Annotated in this window: 17 protein-coding genes; 9 read left to right on the forward strand and 8 right to left on the reverse strand. The window is 43.8% G+C overall.

All coding sequences use genetic code 11. From position 1 onward, the window contains the following. Positions 1-264: 264 nt before the first annotated feature. The 7 genes from R7O13_RS14340 (at position 265) to R7O13_RS14370 (ending at position 7063) form a co-directional block, all read left to right on the forward strand. Complete coding sequence (locus R7O13_RS14340) at positions 265-828, forward strand: c-type cytochrome (protein WP_372059261.1); 564 nt, start codon at positions 265-267, stop codon at positions 826-828. An 8-nt stretch (positions 829-836) separates the two neighbouring features. Further along, complete coding sequence (locus R7O13_RS14345) at positions 837-1889, forward strand: c-type cytochrome (RefSeq protein WP_005376684.1); 1053 nt, start codon at positions 837-839, stop codon at positions 1887-1889. A 303-nt stretch (positions 1890-2192) separates the two neighbouring features. After that, on the forward strand, positions 2193-3524 hold the full coding sequence (locus R7O13_RS14350) for a paraquat-inducible protein A (protein ID WP_318304109.1): 1332 nt from the start codon (positions 2193-2195) through the stop codon (positions 3522-3524). Then, positions 3517-5163 (forward strand): intermembrane transport protein PqiB, encoded by a 1647-nt coding sequence (gene pqiB / locus R7O13_RS14355; protein ID WP_318304111.1) that lies wholly within the window; start codon positions 3517-3519, stop codon positions 5161-5163. Before R7O13_RS14350 ends, pqiB begins: the two co-directional genes overlap by 8 nt. Further along, positions 5163-5741, forward strand: coding sequence for a membrane integrity-associated transporter subunit PqiC (locus R7O13_RS14360; RefSeq protein ID WP_318304112.1), 579 nt, complete (start codon positions 5163-5165; stop codon positions 5739-5741). Before pqiB ends, R7O13_RS14360 begins: the two co-directional genes overlap by 1 nt. A gap of 102 nt (positions 5742-5843) precedes the next feature. Further along, positions 5844-6617, forward strand: a complete 774-nt coding sequence (locus R7O13_RS14365; RefSeq protein WP_005385811.1) for a hypothetical protein — start codon at positions 5844-5846, stop codon at positions 6615-6617. Positions 6618-6823: 206 nt separating this feature from the next. Further along, complete coding sequence (locus tag R7O13_RS14370) at positions 6824-7063, forward strand: hypothetical protein (protein WP_005385812.1); 240 nt, start codon at positions 6824-6826, stop codon at positions 7061-7063. Positions 7064-7123: 60 nt separating this feature from the next. Here the strand turns inward: R7O13_RS14370 and R7O13_RS14375 are convergent, their stop codons facing one another. From R7O13_RS14375 to sohB, 8 genes are all read right to left on the reverse strand, one after another. Continuing rightward, positions 7124-8962, reverse strand: a complete 1839-nt coding sequence (locus R7O13_RS14375) for an extracellular solute-binding protein (protein WP_318125769.1) — start codon at positions 8960-8962, stop codon at positions 7124-7126. A 499-nt stretch (positions 8963-9461) separates the two neighbouring features. After that, positions 9462-10163 carry an orotidine-5'-phosphate decarboxylase gene (gene pyrF / locus R7O13_RS14380; RefSeq protein ID WP_017821659.1) on the reverse strand — a complete coding sequence of 234 codons (702 nt, stop codon included), beginning with the start codon at positions 10161-10163 and terminating at the stop codon, positions 9462-9464. 84 nt (positions 10164-10247) lie between these two features. Further along, on the reverse strand, positions 10248-11423 hold the full coding sequence (lapB, locus tag R7O13_RS14385; protein WP_005376665.1) for a lipopolysaccharide assembly protein LapB: 1176 nt from the start codon (positions 11421-11423) through the stop codon (positions 10248-10250). 18 nt (positions 11424-11441) lie between these two features. Continuing rightward, complete coding sequence (locus tag R7O13_RS14390; protein WP_206957918.1) at positions 11442-11738, reverse strand: LapA family protein; 297 nt, start codon at positions 11736-11738, stop codon at positions 11442-11444. Positions 11739-12019: 281 nt separating this feature from the next. Beyond that, positions 12020-12301 (reverse strand): integration host factor subunit beta, encoded by a 282-nt coding sequence (gene ihfB, locus R7O13_RS14395; RefSeq protein ID WP_005385816.1) that lies wholly within the window; start codon positions 12299-12301, stop codon positions 12020-12022. A gap of 213 nt (positions 12302-12514) precedes the next feature. Then, positions 12515-14185 carry a 30S ribosomal protein S1 gene (gene rpsA / locus R7O13_RS14400; RefSeq protein WP_005385817.1) on the reverse strand — a complete coding sequence of 557 codons (1671 nt, stop codon included), beginning with the start codon at positions 14183-14185 and terminating at the stop codon, positions 12515-12517. Between the two features lie 110 nt (positions 14186-14295). After that, the gene (gene cmk, locus R7O13_RS14405) at positions 14296-14976 is read right to left on the reverse strand and encodes a (d)CMP kinase (protein WP_021033981.1); all 681 of its coding nucleotides are present in this window, start codon (positions 14974-14976) and stop codon (positions 14296-14298) included. Positions 14977-15184: 208 nt separating this feature from the next. Beyond that, entirely contained in the window at positions 15185-16246 is a 1062-nt protein-coding gene (gene sohB / locus R7O13_RS14410) for a protease SohB (RefSeq protein WP_005385819.1), read from the reverse strand. Between the two features lie 254 nt (positions 16247-16500). Here sohB and R7O13_RS14415 point away from each other — a divergent pair, with 254 nt between their 5' ends. Both R7O13_RS14415 and imuA read left to right on the forward strand, forming a co-directional pair. Further along, positions 16501-17247, forward strand: a complete 747-nt coding sequence (locus R7O13_RS14415; protein WP_005372980.1) for a YciK family oxidoreductase — start codon at positions 16501-16503, stop codon at positions 17245-17247. A gap of 129 nt (positions 17248-17376) precedes the next feature. Further along, positions 17377-18069, forward strand: a complete 693-nt coding sequence (gene imuA / locus R7O13_RS14420) for a translesion DNA synthesis-associated protein ImuA (protein WP_186584799.1) — start codon at positions 17377-17379, stop codon at positions 18067-18069. The last annotated feature ends 1 nt before the right edge of the window (position 18070 follow it).

Here is an 18070-nt window from a genome sequence, read left to right on the forward strand (position 1 = left end):
GACGTCTCTACCACTTAGAGCTGCCGATTTGTGCAGCTCTTCACCACTTTGTTTTTATAGCTTATAGAACAACCAATAAAAACAAATACGGCCATTTACACTTATTAAATATGTGGAAATCCACAATACCTTTCATTATTGACAAGGCCGACAATATCGTCCGAGTGACTACCAAGTAGCACTTAGACATATTAATAAAAATTAAAGTGAGTCAGCATGTCAAAAATTCTTCCAGTGGTGGTGGCCTGTTTGTTAGCAACCACTATGGGCGCAAGCGCCTCGTCTATTCCGGAAAAAGCCAGCGTATGTAGCGGTTGTCACGGCCAAGATGGCATGGGACAGCCAAATATCGCGCCGATGATCGCTGGTTTAAACGCGAATTATCTCAACACTCAAATCGAACTATTCCTTAGTGGCGAACGCCAAAATGTGGTCATGCAAGGCATGGCGAAGGAACTCAGCGATCCCGCAGGCCGTAAGGAAGTTATGGAGTACTTTGCTAACCTCCCGAGCTATGAGTTCACGAATCCAGAACAACGCGGCGACCAAGCTGATATTCGTAACCCGTATCGTAAGTTAATTTTCCAAGGCGATTGGGATAGAAATATTCCAGCTTGCGCAACTTGTCATGGAGCCAGCGGTATGGGCGTCGACAAGTTCCCTCGCCTCGCAAGCCAACATGCTGATTACTTAAAAACGCAATTGATGGCATGGAAAAACGGCACTCGCAGTGGCGACCCGCTCAATATGATGGGGACCATCGCAAAAAATCTCACTGACAAAGAGATCGAAAATCTTGCTTACTACTTTGCCTCATTACGTTACTAGGAGCAGTCATGAAACGTTTCTATTCTTTGTTCGCACTGCCTTTCATTTCTACGCTCGTACTAGCTAACGCTCCATTACCGGACCGCCAGAAAGAGCTACCTGCGATAGAAAAAGAAAAGCACGGTGAATACTTAAAACCGCGTGATCTCAGCACAATCCCAAACACCGCATTTGGTGAGCAAGTAAAACGCGGTTACTCGCTCTTTGTTAACTCACAACAAATGCGCGGAAAATACGTTGGCAACGAACAAAACTGTGTGAACTGCCATATGGAGGCAGGACGAAAAGCAAACGCTGCGCCACTGTGGGCAGCTTACATGGCATACCCGGCATATCGTAAGAAAAACGATCGCGTAAACAGCTATGCTGACCGTATCCAAGGTTGTTTCGAGTATTCCATGAACGGTAAAGCGCCCGCTTACGATTCGACAGAAATTGTTGCCCTTAGTGCTTACGCCTACTGGTTAGCGATGGGCGGCTTGCTTGACAAACATGGTATGGCGGATGAACCCATTCCAGAACTAGACGCAAAAACGTTGCAAATTGGTGGAAAAGCAAAAGACTTCCCGTTGCCCGAAGCCATCGCACAAGCATTACCAATTGAAAAGCGGGGTAATCTCTCTGGGCGTGGCTACCCAAAAATCGCCGCCCCTGAGCAAGAACCATCAATAGAGCGAGGCGCATTGGTCTACGAAAAGAACTGTGAAACTTGCCATCGCGCCGACGGTTCAGGCATCAAAGACACCAACGACCATTCATACATTCCACCACTTTGGGGCGAATATGCGTATAACTGGGGCGCAGGTATGCACCGGATTAACACAGCGGCCTATTTTATTTACGAAAACATGCCGCTTGGGAAAAGTGTGCAGCTGACAGAGCAAGAAGCTTGGGATGTCGCAGCATACGTCAACAGCCATGAGCGTCCACAAGATCCTCGATTCAAAGGCAATGTCACCGCAAACGCGGAGAAATATCACCAGCACCAAGGCTATTACGGCAAAACGCTCAACGGTACGCAAGTCGGCTCCAATGCCTTTAAGAGCGGAACGGTCAAGTAAAGTACAACTAAGTACCTTAAATAAAATGCTCTTTTTCCCTGCTCTGATTATCTGGGCAGGGTTACTTACCCTTAAAAACAAGTAATTACCCCCCTCCACAGACAAGCAATATCACATTATTTTCGACTTCCAACATACTCATCTTCGCCGTAAAATCTTGTACCAAACGCGACTTCGTTTATGTCTTAGATCTCCCATATCCTCTAATGCCAAAAGTAAGAAACTCGTAAACTCCTGAATCAAAACAAGCGTGCCTAGTGAAAAAAGAGTATTCTTAAAGCAAATGAATCTAAAACCTACCCGATGAGTATTCAACCTAATTCCCGTCAGTTAATTTCATGCGAAGAGTGCGGCCTTGTTGTTCGCATTCCCGATATCGAACAGGAGCAAAAAGCACAATGTCCTCGATGTTCGCATTCGCTGACTAAAGTGAATGCCAAGCCTTACCAAAGCGTGATCGCCATATCATCGGCATGTTTGATCATGTTAGTGCTAAGCATTTCTTTCCCTTTTATGTCGTTCAGCGTGCAAGGGTTGTCGCAAGAAATCACCTTGTTGCACGCTGCCAAAATGCTGGCTGAGTTTCAAAATGTGCTTTTGGGTGTGCTGCTACTCGCAACAGTTATCGTTTTGCCTGCAATCTATGTTGGTCTCATTCTCTTTCTTCACCTTGAAGCATTAAAAGCACGTAAACATACCCCCTCTAAAAAGCAGCAACGAATGGCAAAAGTTTTATGCCGTCTTCTGTTTCGAGTCGAACCTTGGTTAATGGTGGATGTATTTTTGATTGGCGTGTTGGTCAGCTTAATTAAAATCGCTTCCCTCGCAGACATAGGAATGGGCACTTCATTCTGGGCGTTTTGTGTATATACCGTTCTGGTAGTCAAATGCATATCAATGGTCGACAAAAGCTGGCTCTGGGGGCACTTTATTCCAGCTATCGAGCTACCTGATGTAAAAGAGGGTGATACGCACCATAACCACAACCATATTGGTTGTCATACGTGCCACCAGCTCAACCCTATTGAAGCTAAAAAACACCAACACTGCATTCGTTGTAAAAGCCCTATTCACAAATACAACCCCGCAGACAATTTACAAAAAGCTTGGGCGCTTTTGTTTGCTTCAATCATTTTCTATATCCCTGCGAACCTCTACCCTATGATGTACACCGTAAGCCTTGGACATGCAGAAGGTTCAACTATCATGGAGGGGGTAATATTGCTTTGGCATTTAGGTTCTTACCCTATTGCGATGGTAATTTTCTTTGCTAGCGTATTTATTCCAATGGCGAAAATGCTGGCACTCGCGTGGCTGTATTACAATGCGCAAAAAGCGCGATATCTTCCGCACGAAGAGAGTATTTCACGCTTAAAGATCTACCGTATAACTGAGTTTATTGGCCGTTGGTCCATGATCGATATCTTCGTCGTCGCGATCTTAGTTGCACTGGTTCAGCTGCAAAACTTAATGGCGATTTATCCAGGTCCTGCTGCGCTCTCTTTCGCGGCAGTGGTCATTTTTACTATGCTTTCTGCAATGATATTTGACTCACGTTTGTTGTGGCAATTGCCACAAAACGAAGTGCAGGAGCCGATTTCTGACAACTTAAACGAGAAAGCCAAATATGAGTGATGAGAACAACGTAACCGCTCAAATAAAACCGCAAAAGCAGATTTCTGCGATATGGATTGTCCCGATCCTTGCGCTAGCCATGGGAGCGTGGATGCTGTTCCAATATATCAACAGTACAGGCCCACAAATTACTCTCCAACTGCCAACCGCAGATGGGATTGAGGTTGGCAAAACCGAAATCCGAGCATTGAATGTAAAAGTCGGACTGATTACTGAAGTCACTCTCAGTGAAAATTACGATCACATCATCGCTAAGGCACAAATGAACAAGGATGCAGAACGCATGCTGCGAGATGACACCATGTTTTGGGTGGTGAAGCCTCGTATTGGCCGTGATGGCGTTTCAGGTTTAGAAACCTTGCTCTCTGGCGCTTATATCCAACTTCAGCCGGGTAAATCTAAAATAGAGAAAGAGCGCTTTACGGTCTTAGATGTTCCCCCAGTCGCCTCTCCTGATGCAGAGGGGTTACGCCTTGTGTTAACACACCGCGAGGCTGGTAAGCTAGGCGTTGGTGACCCCGTCATTTATAAAGGCTTTACGGTTGGTCGCGTAGAGAAAACCAGCTTTGATGTTGACACTCGCAAAGCGTTATACCAACTCTTTATTTTCAAGCCTTATGACAGCTTAGTGCGCACTCGTACCAAGTTCTGGCTGAATTCTGGCGTAGATTTACAGCTCAATGCTGAAGGGTTCGAAGTCAAGTTTGGCTCATTAGAGAGCATGCTAACGGGTGGTGTTACCTTCGATACCGTTCCAGGTCTTGAATCCGGTGAACAGCTCACTGAAAATATGGTCAACTTCCGCTTGTACGATGATATTAAACAACTTCGAGAAGGTATGTACGATGATTATATTGAATTCGTTATGCTTTTTGATGAATCGGTACGAGGACTTAAACGTAAGGCACCTGTCGAATATCGAGGCTTGAGAGTTGGTACTGTGATGCGTGTACCAATGCGACTTCCAACCCCAGAAGAGAACTTTTCTGCGAAAAAAATCCCTGTATTGGTACGTATCGAGCTCGGCCGTGTTTATGGCGATTTCCAATCCCAATCTTTACCAATGTTAAAAGATAAATTGAAGAGTGAGTTTGCTAAAGGCCTACGTGGTACTTTAAAAACAGGTAACTTATTAACAGGCGCACTGTATGTTGACGCCGACTTCTATCCAAATGACGAGCCTTACGTACCGAGTAAGTTTGCTGATTTAGATGTTTTCCCAACCATGCGTGGTGGTTTTGCGCAGGTTCAGCGCCAAGTGAACGACTTCCTAAATAAGATTAATAACTTACCGATGGAAGAAACGCTAGATTCTCTCAATTCAACGTTAAAAACGTCCGAAAAAACGTTAGCTTCAGCAGAACGCGTGGCGGACAGTATTGATAAACTTTTGAATCAAAAAGAAACGCAAGAGATTCCAACAGATATTCGCCAAAGCTTACAGCAATTACAAAAAACACTCGATGGTTATGGGCCCAACTCAACCATGTACAGCGAAATGGAAGCCACGCTAAAAGAATTAGAAAGCGTGATGACAGAGTTTAAACCCGTACTTAAACAGCTAAACGAAAAGCCAAACTCTCTTGTGTTTGGAGAAGATGAAATCAGTGACCCAATACCAGTTAAAGGCCAAAACTAATGAAACGAGTATTCTTTCTGTCTATCGCGCTATTTGTCGGTCTAACGGGTTGCAGTAGCGCTCCGCAAACTAAAGGAGCTATGTACCTTCTACCTAAGGTGGAACCAGTGACGCTGAGCTCTTCTGATATCGCTCAGCGCCCAACTTTAGTTGTTCGTCCAGTGACATTGGCGAGTTATTTGAATGATAGTGGCATTGTTTATCGAACCTCTGAGACCCAAGTTATTCAGGCGAAACACAATCAATGGGCGCACAGTATTTCTGAGCAAATCACTCAGAGAGTCGTCGCGGAGCTGCGTCACAAGCAAAGTCATTACTGGCCGGCTGAAATGAATAATCTGTTGGATCAAAGCGGTGAAGCCAAACTACAGCTTACGTTAAATAAATTTAATGGCAGCTACAAAGGTAATATCGAAATTGAGGGAGAATGGTTACTCATTAATGCCGAAGGTAAGGTCGAAAACAGTGCGCCAATACAAATCTCAAAGCCGCTTCAAGATGAAGGCTATGAAGCGCTCGTCAACGCTTTATCCATAGGCTTAGAAAGCCTAACCTCAGACATTGCCAAACAACTCTAAGTCAATGTTAATTACAGGGAAGCAAGTTGCTTCCCTTTTTTATGCAGAGTGTAGCGACTTCTACTAAGCTGAAAGCTGACGAAAAGCCGAAAAGGAAATTGGATGAAACCATGTAACCTGCTATCACTCTCCTCACTCATTCTTGTATTACCTACATCAGTAGCGCTCTCAGCCGAGACACAAGAATCTCGTTGGCGAAATAGCATAGAAGTGTACATGCTAGGACTGAATATCCACGGGGATACCAGTATTGGTCGCTTTTCATCAGAGGTGGATGTCGATCCTAAGTTCATCGTAGACCACCTCGATATTGGGGCGATGTTGCGATTCGAGAGTATTTACCAAAGTAAGTGGGGCTACTACATAGATTATAGTTTCATGAACTTAAGTGGTGATGTTAATAATATCAAGGGCGCTCTGCCTAACGCTCGTTATCGTGCGGACATCGAAATACGGCAAGGTGTTCTAGAAGCAAAGGCATTCCAACGCGAACAATATTCATTTGGTAAACTGGATTATATGTTTGGATTACGTTGGTGGGACAATGACATCACCGGCAAGCTGTATCGTAATGACAACCGGGTACTAGAAGATAGACTGTCATTACAAGAAGATTGGGTCGATTTTTTAGTTGGCTTGCGACTCATTGATGAATTGAGCGAAAACTGGCGATTTCATGCCAGCATCGACGCCGGACTTGGCAACGATACTCACTTCACTTATGCCATTCAAACTGGTGTTCGTTATCGTTTTAACGAATGGTCTGATCTCAACTTAGCTTACAAGTCGACCTGGGTTGATTACAAAAATGAGGGAGTATTTGAATATGATACAGCTTCTCAAGGGCTTTTAGTCGGACTTGGCTTTTACTTTTGATCAGGTGAAACCCTAGCCTATATTCAAGCGTTGTAACGTGTACTAGCTCTAGGTACACGTCTAGTGCCGCGTTACAGATGCTTAAATAAGGCAAATTGATCTTCATCAGACTATAAATTGCTCTTCGGTGTTACTCTCTGTCGCAAAATATAAAACCCCACTCTATGACCTCATATAGGTCTTGTTGATAAGGTTCCCGAGTAGCAATGTCGATTAACATTTCCGATCTAACCACCGCCCTAAATAAGGTGGAGCATATTCATAAAGTGCAGCTTGAAAACGTACATCAGTTCTTCAAAGCAAACGAAGCTTTCTCGTTGCAAACATTCAGCCAGCTGATATCAAGCGACTCGCTTGATGATCGATTTAAAACCATCGATAAAGCTTTCTCTTTGCTTGGTGATGCAAAAACCTACCTTTTAGAAGTGTCTTACCTTATTAAGTAAAAAAGAAAGCCCCGATAAAATTCATTACCGGGGCTATCATTTTCTATCTAAACTAATGACTTACAATTTGTAACGATCATCAATTACCGTTAATTCTGGGAAGGTTTTACCCTCGTCCATCGCTTCCTCTGTCTCTTCTTTTACTTGGTTATCAATCCAGAAATTACCGATATCCATTGGATGAAGCACCCATTCTGTCGCTTTTGTCATGCCGTTTTTAGGAATTTTAACCCAGCGCCAATGAGCAACTCGAGAATAAGGCACCATGTAGCCAGGAACGATGATATTCGCTTTGCTGACATAGTTTTGGATTTGATGCGACAAGTCGTAACGCTTCTCCTGATCAAACTCAGAATCATACGCTTCAATTAACTTGTCTAGCTCAGGGCTGCTGTAGTTGGTGTGAGCATTCGTTTGTGGTCGATTTGCATTATCCGAGTGTAGGTATTCCCAATACGCAGGGATCTCACCAGAGCCCATATTCAAAAACGCTAACTGATGCTTTTTCTCAAGAATGTATTTAAACGCAGATGAGCCATCCACCAAGTTTAACGTGAACTCAAGACCAGCAAGTTTCGCTTGCTCTTTCAGGTATGCAATACGCGGTGTCCAAGAGTTGTATCCGTAGGTGATAGCAAAGCTCAAGCGTTGGCCCTTGTCGTTAACACGAATACCATCTGCGCCCACTTTGTCAAAGCCCGCTTTTTCGAAGTGTTTAACCGCCGCATCAGCATCAAACTTTGGCGGTGTATTGTTAGGATCATCGTATTCGCCATGACCAAAGCCGAGTCCATGCGGTTTACGTGAATAATCTCCACGCATGATGTTTTCAATCATGCCGTCATAGTCAGTGGCTGCCATAACACCTTTACGCACTTCTAGGTTATCCAACATCGGCATCGCTGTGTTCATCCAAAGACCACCAGCTCCTTGCGGTGCTTCGTTAAAGCCCCAGTACTTTTGGATATAGCCTTTTTTGTACACATCACTATTGGTTTTGTCATGCCAAAAGCTTGGTAGCACCATCTCAAAGTAGTCTAAGTTGCCTTTCTCAAAGTGCTTCATGGCAATATCAGGATCGCGAATCACCTTAATGCGAACCTTTTCAACGTTATAACGGTTTTTATAGTAGCGGTTGTTGTATCCCCACCAATCTTCACCGACATGTTTGAATGTCACGCTCTTACCTTTCTTCACTTGATCAATGTAGTAAGGCGCTGCGGTTGGCTCAGATTTAAAGTTAAACTTTCTGACGAAGTTATCAGGCATGCCATCGTTATTTGCGTCCTTTTCTCCTTCAAAGAAGTGTTCAGGACGAGGCTGAAAACCATTACTTGGCATGTTAATCATAACCATAAGTGAGTCATGACTTTGAGCTACAGCAAGATTGACTTTGATCATGTAGTCATCAATTTTTTCAACACTCACAATACTGTTTGTGAAGAAGTCGTTATACCACGGATCGATAATGTCTTTTGACGTGTAGTACTTCATCATAAAGACGTAATCATCTGCTGTAATTTTTTCACCATCTGACCACTCGGCCGTTTCGTCGAGTTTAAAGAATACGGTTTTGTTGTCCTCTCCAAATGCCCATGACTTAGCAAGTTGAGGGATCCATTTGCCAGTATTTGGATGACGCTGAGCCAGTTTTGGTGAACCATCCATTAAGTATTGGCGCAAACCTGAGTTCGCATCTGGACCAACACTTCGTAATGTTTGCGGAAAGCTCTGAATGTAAGTGCGATAGGTGCCACCTCGTACCGCCTCTTCAGAGGCAAATAGAGGTTCGTTGTTGTTTGAAATCCATTCGATATCAGCTGGCAATTCTGCCGCACTCAGTTGAAAACTGGCAGCGGTCAGTGTTGCTAGTACTGAAAATGGCAGTTTTTTAGTCATGTTTCTTCCTTGTTGTGTTTGCGCACTAAGGTCGTAACAAGGAAGACAGCGTGTGAAAGCTCACAGAAAGCTGCGATTTAAAATACGCAGATAGGAAATAATAGGAACGTAATATGAAGTGACGTCCTGCCAGCTTCTATATTAATTTCAAAGAGTTTCACTAGGTCATCCTAGACCTTACAACGCAGTGAATGCATCTTCGCCATAGTATTCTTTAGACATTTGTAACGCAAGCCATCAATAACACATGGTTGCATTTTCGAGGCATCACAGTGAGTTATGTTACAAAAGTGTGAACGGCATAGTACCAAGCCCTACTTTACTCAGAGTAAACCGCAGAACCTTTATCTCAATTGGCCCCGATATACCTGTTACAGCGAGTAAATGATCAGACATAGCTGGTTAAAAGGAATGGTTTTTTACCGCGATTAGTATTTTCATTCGATATAAAAAGTGAGGCATCTTAGCCTCACTTTTCTCCATACAATCGAGACAGTGCTTACATTTTAGATAAGCTCTCATTGATCGACTTCAGCACTTCTGCAGGATTTGACGCTTGAGTGATAGGGCGACCAATCACAAGATAATCTGAACCTGATTGGATAGCGTCTACTGGCGTCATGATACGGCGTTGGTCACCTTGTTCTGAGCCAGCAGGTCGAATACCAGGGGTCACTAATTTAAATTCTTGGCCTAGTTCGCTCTTCAGTAATGAGGACTCTTGCGCTGAACATACGACACCATCTAAGCCTGCGTTTTTGGTCAAGGTTGCTAGACGAATAACTTGCTCCTGAGGCGCAACATTCAAACCAATACCAGCTAAATCACTTTGTTCCATACTGGTTAGTACCGTTACACCGATAAGAAGTGGACGATCTTTACCATATGGCTCAAGAATTTCACGTGATGCCGTCATCATACGCTCACCACCGCTCGCGTGTACGTTCACCATCCATACACCCATTTCAGCCGCAGCGCGAACTGCTTTCGAACAGGTGTTTGGAATATCGTGAAATTTTAAATCTAGGAATACAGAGAAACCACGTTTATGGAGTTCACGTACAAAATCAGGACCAAATAGCGTAAACATCTCCTTGCCAACTTTTAGTCGGCATGACGCAGGATCAATTCTATCTACAAACGCAAGTGCATCTGCTTGGTTATCATAATCCAGTGCGACAATAACTTTTTGGTCGATCATTTCATCTCCTAACTGTTTTGGTTCTTATTAAATAAAAAGTTAAAAAAATGCAGCGGACAGAAACTCTGCCAGCTGCATTAAGAATTATTCACCATCCAATCCGCGGATTGGCTTGATCGTCCCCCATCCTTTACAGGACGGACAATGCCAATAAAGGGAATGGGTAGAAAATCCACACTTCCGGCATCGGTAATGCGGTTTCACTTTTAACTGTTCACCCACCATCGCTTGTAGTGTTGATAGGCTGTCTTTCGCTCGACCATCTTCTGCTTCTGCAATGTGGTAGTCAATTAAACGGTAGAAGCCCTTCATGGTTGGGTTTTTCAGCAATTGTTTCGTCAGTAACTCTTGAGCAGCCCCAACGTTCTCGTGATGAGCAACTAATTGAGCCAACATCAACTCGGCTGATACGCCTGCTTTCTTATCAATACAAGCTCTCAGAAACTCGACAAGTTCATCTTCCTGACCCAGATGATGATAGCATTCTGCAATAGTTGGCAAGACATCACTGATAAAGTCTTTATCTTGCTCAAGTACCCCCGTCAGATATTTGATGGTGTGCTTATAGTCTTCAGACTCTAGGTAAATTCGTCCCAAAGCAATACTTGCTCGAACACACTTCGGGTCTTCCGCTAACGCTTTTTTAAAATGCTGTATTGCCTTATTAGTATTCCCATCAGCTTGGTCGAGCATGGCTATTTCACACCAAAAATGGGCAATATTTGCACGCATCCTTGAGCGTTTATTACCTAACTTAGCCAATTGGTTCGCGTAATAAATCGCCTTTTCCCATTCTCGTGTTTGCTGATAAATGGTCACTAATTGTTGAAGAGCCGCCTCTTTGTAATCTGGCTCTTCGACTAACTGTTCAAAGATTTTCTCTGCACGATCAAGAAAACCAGAGACCATGTAGTCTTTCGCTAACTGTTGAAGGGCGAGGTTCTTTTGGTCCAGTGTTAAGCCTGAACGAGAAATAAGATTTTGGTGAATTCTGATTGCGCGGTCGACTTCACCACGAGACCGGAACAGGTTACCCAACGCAAGGTGAGTATCGATGGTCTCGTTATCAACTTGGAGCAATTCAATAAAGTGATCGACAGCCTTATCTGATTGGTCAGAGAGCAGCAGATTAAGACCCGTCATATACTGACGAGAGATTTGATGAGATTGCTTCTGCTTGTCTTGCTGAGCGCTGCGATGCCCCATATACCAGCCATACGCAGCAGCTATAGGCAACAACAAGAAGAGTAGTTCAAGCATTAAAGTTAAGCCTTATCCTTATGCCTGTTTTTCAATGGCTGGCTTATCAGCAGCGTTGCTTGATTCAGTTGGTTCGTACTTTTTCAGTTTTTTCTTTAAACGACGGACCTGTAGCTGAGTTTTCAGTTGGATGCTACCAAAGATAACCCACGCTAAAGCAAAGCCAACCACAAATACTACACCTAATAGCGTAGATAAGTGGAACTCTCCTTTTGCTAGAAGATAGTTAAAAGTCACGAGCTCTTGGTTTTGGGAACCTAACGCCAATGCAATTAAAAAGAGAGCTAAAACAGCAACGATTTTTATAATTTTCATGTTACATCACCCTTCTAGGAGTAAGTCGGTAAGATTATGCAGGAAAATGCTTCTTCAGACTACGTATATTAGCAATAATCTATACCCAAGTAACCTCAAGATGCTTAGTTTGTAGACATGCTTAGAAGTTAAAGTTATTTGGGTATAGAAAGCAGCAAGGAAAACGGCTGAATCCACAATTAGATTAGTAAACGATCTTGGATGTATGACTAACTTGGATACATTACAAAAAAGCGGCATACACAAACGTATGCCGCTTTTTTCAAACTAATAAGAGTGCATTAACCAATATTTACACGCTCACGAAGTTCTTTACCTGGTTTGAAATGTGGAACGTATTTACCTTCCAATTCCACTTTATCGCCCGTTTTAGGGTTACGACCTACGCGAGGCTCGCGGTAATGAAGAGAAAAACTACCAAAGCCACGGATCTCGATACGGTCACCGCTCTCTAGTGTAGAGGCCATGTGCTCTAAAATATCTTTTACAGCATCCTCTACCTCTTTCGCTGATAAGTGTGTTTGCTCAGCGCAGAGTCTTTCAATCAGTTCAGACTTAGTCATAGTTGCCCTCTTTGAGTATCTTTATCACTTATTATAGTAAGTAATACTAATTCCAACAAACACTTGCTGACAATTCTAGACAAATTTTATGCAAAATGCGCAATGAAGAAATGCCTTTTATTAAGATAGTTTACTGTCATTAGTATTACTACTTAAATATGACCAAATATAAAAAAGGAGCCTTGCGGCTCCTTTTTTGCTTAAGCGAGTATATTATTCGCCTTTAGCAGCTTTGAAAGCGTCAGCCATTGCGTTACCGAATGCATTGTCATCTTGCTTGTTGATAGATGCCATTGCTTCTTGCTCGTCAGCTTCGTCTTTAGCTTTGATAGATAGGTTGATTACGCGGTTCTTACGGTCTACACCTGTGAACTTCGCTTCAACAACATCACCAGCGCTTAGGATTAGAGAAGCATCTTCTACGCGATCGCGTGATACTTCAGAAGCACGGATGTAACCTTCAACGCCTTCTGCGATTTCAACAGTAGCGCCTTTAGCGTCAACAGCAGTTACAGTAGCGTTAACTAGAACACCTTTCTTGTTGTCAGCAACGTAAGCATTGAATGGGTCATTTTCCATTTGCTTGATGCCTAGAGAGATGCGCTCACGCTCAGCGTCTACTGCTAGAACAACTGCAGAGATCTCGTCGCCTTTCTTGTACTCACGTACAGCTTCTTCGCCAGCAACATTCCAAGAAATGTCAGATAGGTGAACTAGACCGTCGATGCCGCCTTCTAGACCGATGAAGATACCGAAGTCAGTGATAGACTTGATCTTACCAGTAACTTTGTCGCCTTTAGCTTGTGCTTCAGCGAATGACTGCCATGGATTAGCTTTACACTGTTTCAGACCTAGAGAGATACGACGACGTTCTTCGTCGATTTCAAGAACCATAACCTCAACTTCGTCGCCAACATTAACAACTTTAGAAGGGTGGATGTTCTTGTTAGTCCAATCCATTTCTGAAACGTGAACTAGACCTTCAACGCCTTCTTCGATTTCAACGAAGCAGCCGTAGTCAGTTAGGTTAGTTACGCGACCAGTTAGTTTGTGACCTTCTGGGTAACGCTTAGCGATTGCTACCCATGGATCTTCGCCTAGTTGCTTAAGACCTAGTGATACGCGAGTACGCTCACGGTCGAACTTAAGAACTTTAACTTGGATCTCGTCACCAACGTTAACGATTTCAGATGGGTGCTTAACGCGCTTCCAAGCCATATCAGTGATATGTAGAAGACCGTCAACGCCACCTAGGTCAACGAACGCACCGTAGTCAGTAAGGTTCTTAACGATACCTTTAACTTCAGAACCTTCTTGTAGAGTTTCTAGAAGCTCGTCACGCTCAACGCTGTTCTCTGATTCGATAACTGCACGACGTGAAACAACTACGTTGTTACGTTTTTGGTCAAGTTTGATAACTTTGAACTCTAGCTCTTTGTTTTCTAGGTGAGCAGTGTCGCGGATTGGACGTACGTCTACTAGAGAGCCAGGAAGGAAAGCACGGATACCGTTTAGTTCAACAGTGAAACCGCCTTTAACTTTACCGTTGATGATACCAACAACAGTTTCAGCTTCTTCGTAAGCTTTCTCAAGTACGATCCAAGCTTCGTGACGCTTAGCTTTCTCACGAGAAAGTTGAGTTTCACCGAAACCATCTTCAACAGCGTCTAGAGCTACGTCTACTTCAGCGCCAACTTCAACTTCAAGTTCGCCAGCAGCGTTCTTGAACTGTTCAGCAGGGATAGCAGATTCAGACTTAAGACCAGCGTCAACAAGAACGAAACCGTTCTCGATAGCTACTACAGTACCTTTAACGATGCTGCCTTGTTGGAATTCTGTTTCGTTTAGAAACTCTTCAAAGAGTTGAGCAAAAGATTCAGTCATTTAATTAATCTTCAATAAATTAAACTTCCACGGGTATCCTACCGCATGGGGTTATTAAATTCGCCAGTCATCATCCTTGCGACCAACGCTCTTAGCCTAGTCGAGTATTATTACTCAGCTAGCTTCGATTCGATATATTGTAGTGCCTTTTCTACTACTTCGTCGATAGTCATCGACGTAGAATCTAGCACAAGCGCATCCTCGGCAGGGCGTAATGGCGCCACTGGGCGATTACGATCTCGGTCGTCACGCTCTTGGATCTCGCTTAAAAGGTCAGCAAATCTAACATCTAACCCTTTCTCTTGCAACTGTTTAAGGCGTCGATTTGCACGCTCTTCAGCACTCGCATCAAGGAAGATTTTTGCTTGCGCACTCGGGAATACAATTGTGCCCATATCACGACCATCAGCAACCAGACCCGGAGCGGTCTCAAATGCACGCTGACGACGTAGTAATGCTTCACGAACACGTGGCAAAGCCGCAACTTTAGATGCTGCCATACCTGTTTCTTCTTTGCGAAGCTCCCCTGACACGTCTTCGCCTTCTAGAATGACCTTAACTAAGTCACCTTCCGCGATAAATTGAACGTCTAGGTGGGTTGCTAGTGGGACAAGAGCATCTTCTGACTCGGTGTCGACACCGTGGTGAATCGCAGCGAGTGCAAGTACACGATAAATTGCGCCAGAATCTAAGAGTTGGAAACCCAACTTTTTCGCCAGCAACATACATAAAGTGCCTTTACCTGCACCACTAGGTCCATCTACGGTTACAACCGGAGTTTGAGAGGACATGTTCTTCTCCACCAATAGTTTCTTTTCAGCAATTTGCTCGGTTTTCGAGGCGCACATTATACGGGTAATAAGTCTTTGGAGCGAGGAAAAATGTCGTGTAAAGCATTACACCTAATGCGTAATTGGATTCATCAATAAACATAAAGTTCAACAAAAACGGCGAGGGCTTCCGCCCTCGCCGTTTTAAATATCATGAACTTAAGCTCGATTAAACAATCGGCTTTTGACCACGCTCAGCTAACTTTAAAATCACACTATCAGCGACTTTACCCGCCACACCTGCTAGCTTGTCGGCCAGTTTTTTCTTTTGTACATAATGCACAGAAAGTACAGTTTTATCTTTGCATGCTGCAACAACGATATCATCAGATGTACTAATGTCATCCACCAAACCAAGCTCTTTCGCTTGTGTACCGAACCAGTGCTCACCAGTGGCTACTTTGTCTAGGTCCAAACTAGGACGACGCTCACGGATGAAGTCTTTAAACAAGACATGTGTTTCTTCAAGTTCTTGCTTAAACTTATCGCGCGCTTTATCGGTATTCTCACCGAACATCGTTAGCGTGCGTTTATATTCACCCGCTGTTAGTTGTTCGTACTCAATGTCATGTTTCTTCAACAGTTTGTTGAAGTTAGGAATTTGTGCGATAACGCCAATAGAACCCACAATTGCAAATGGTGCAGAAACAATCTTATCTGCTACACATGCCATCATGTAACCGCCACTTGCCGCAACTTTGTCAACAGAGATGGTCAGAGGAAGACCCGCCGCTTTGATTCGGTCCAGTTGAGAAGAGGCAAGGCCGTAACCATGAACCATACCACCGCCAGACTCTAAGCGAAGTAACACTTCATCACCTTCACGTGCGACAGCCAAAATAGCGGTGATTTCTTCACGTAGAGACGCGACTTCTTTTGCGTCTATGCTACCGTTGAAATCAAGAACAAATAGGTGTGGTTCACGCTTGCTATCTAATGAACCGTCTTTGCTCGCTTGTTTGATTTCTTTCTCGCGAGATTTGTTCTTCTCTTTTTCTTCTTTCTTGACGGCTTTATCTCGAGCCTTGATGAAAGCATCGTCATGCAAATGATGCTCTAACTGCTCAACAGATTGTTTGTGTTGCTCTGAAAGGTTGGTAATCTCTAACTCCCCTTTCGCCGCACCCGATTTGCCACCAGCCGATTTTGCAATAATGAGCAGAACAATTATCGCAGCAACCACCGTGATAATTTTGGCCAGAAACAGACCATAATCTAATAAAAATTCCAACGAGAGCTCCTTTATCTCATTTCAGATGACGTTAGTATGTTACGCAGAAACATCAGCGAGAAGGCAGCGCGGTTTGTAACCACTTGTTCTGATTGATAGCATACCTAACGAAAGTTCTGGAATTGGTATAACACATGAATTGGTGTATTGTAACCATCTTGTCACGATTACCAAGATTTTCCATTGAGAAACAGGCGTTTTTTAGCGTCAATTAACTATCATGGACCCTCTTACAATAATAAGGATTTATCGCCGTGAACTACTCCGTTTCAGCTGATGCTCTAAAAGGTAAAGTCATTCTTGTTACTGGCGCTGGTAATGGCATCGGCCGTCAAGCCGCGCTTTCTTATGCCGAGCACGGTGCAACTGTTATTCTCTTGGGTAGAAATGTGCAAAACCTTGAATCTATCTATGATGAGATTGAAGCTGCTGGCTATCCACAAGCAGCTATCATTCCATTGGATCTCAAGGGCGCAACTCAGCAGAATTACATTGATATGGCAGAGACAATCGAAGGACAGTTTGGTCGCTTGGATGGTCTATTACACAACGCAGGTGTCTTGAGTTCGCTGTGTCCATTTGATCAAATCAAAGAGGAAGACTTCGACGATATCATGCAGATCAACGTGAAAGCCGAAGTGCTAATGACTCAAGCACTACTGCCTGTGATGCGTAAATCAGAAGCTGGGCGTATTATCTTTACCTCTTCAACCGTCGGCCACTCTGGCCGCGCATTCTGGGGGCCATACGCTATCTCTAAATTTGCCGTAGAAGGCATGATGCAAGTTTTAGCTGACGAGCTGAGTGATACACCGATTCGCGTTAACGCAATTAACCCTGGTGCCACTCGTACTCGCATGCGTGAAAAAGCATATCCGGGTGAAGATGCGAATACTCTCAAAACGCCACTGGATATCATGCCGCTATATTTGCACTTAATGGATCCTGCGGTTACCGATGTGAACGGTCAGTGCATCGACGCTCAACCGAAGCGTAAATAACTCATTCAGGTTACCTCACATAATCGATTGAAAAGGCAGCAAACGCTGCCTTTTTTCATCTCTCTCTTCATAAAAATCTTGCGACTTTCTCCCACAGAAATATACTGTATGTATATACAGGTATTTATTATGCAAGATATTATTCAGAACTTAAAAAGCCAACACCTTGTTTGGCAAGCAAATTTAACGAAAGCAGATCCTCAGCAGTTGCAGACTAGTTCCGGTTTTTCTGAATTAGATGATTTGCTCGGCGGAGGCTTTCCACCTCATGGCGTAGTGGAGATGGAATCTATTGGTAGTATTGGTGAATTGCGTTTGCTCGCTCCCTATTTAAAAGCCACTCAGACCAATGGTATGACCGCATTTATTCAACCACCTGCGCTAGTGAATTCTCTGTTTTTACACTACATCGGGTTGGATATAAACCAAGTGTGGGTTGTTACTCCAACTCACCCCAAAGATGCTCTTTGGGCTGCAGAGCAATGTCTGAAAAGTGGGGTATGCAGTAATGTTTTGTTATGGCAAGAAGAGCTTGAAATACATCAAGTGAAACGCTTACAGGTAGCAAGTGAACAAGGGAGTTGCCCTCTCTTTATGCTTAAAACAGATACTATCAACCGCTTGTCTTTGCCTGTGTCACTCAGTTTAAAACTGAAAGGCGACGAGCAAGGGATTAATGTTGAAGTGCTGAAAAGGAAAGGAGGCTGGAATAGAGGTAGCGTTAGTATCGGCTTCCAACACCATTACCCGCAACTGGTGAAACCATCATCTGAAACTGTGCACTCGACTGTGGTCAATTTCCCACTGGCGAACCAAGGTTAGT

It is taken from the genome of Vibrio sp. Y176 (genome assembly GCF_033438945.1).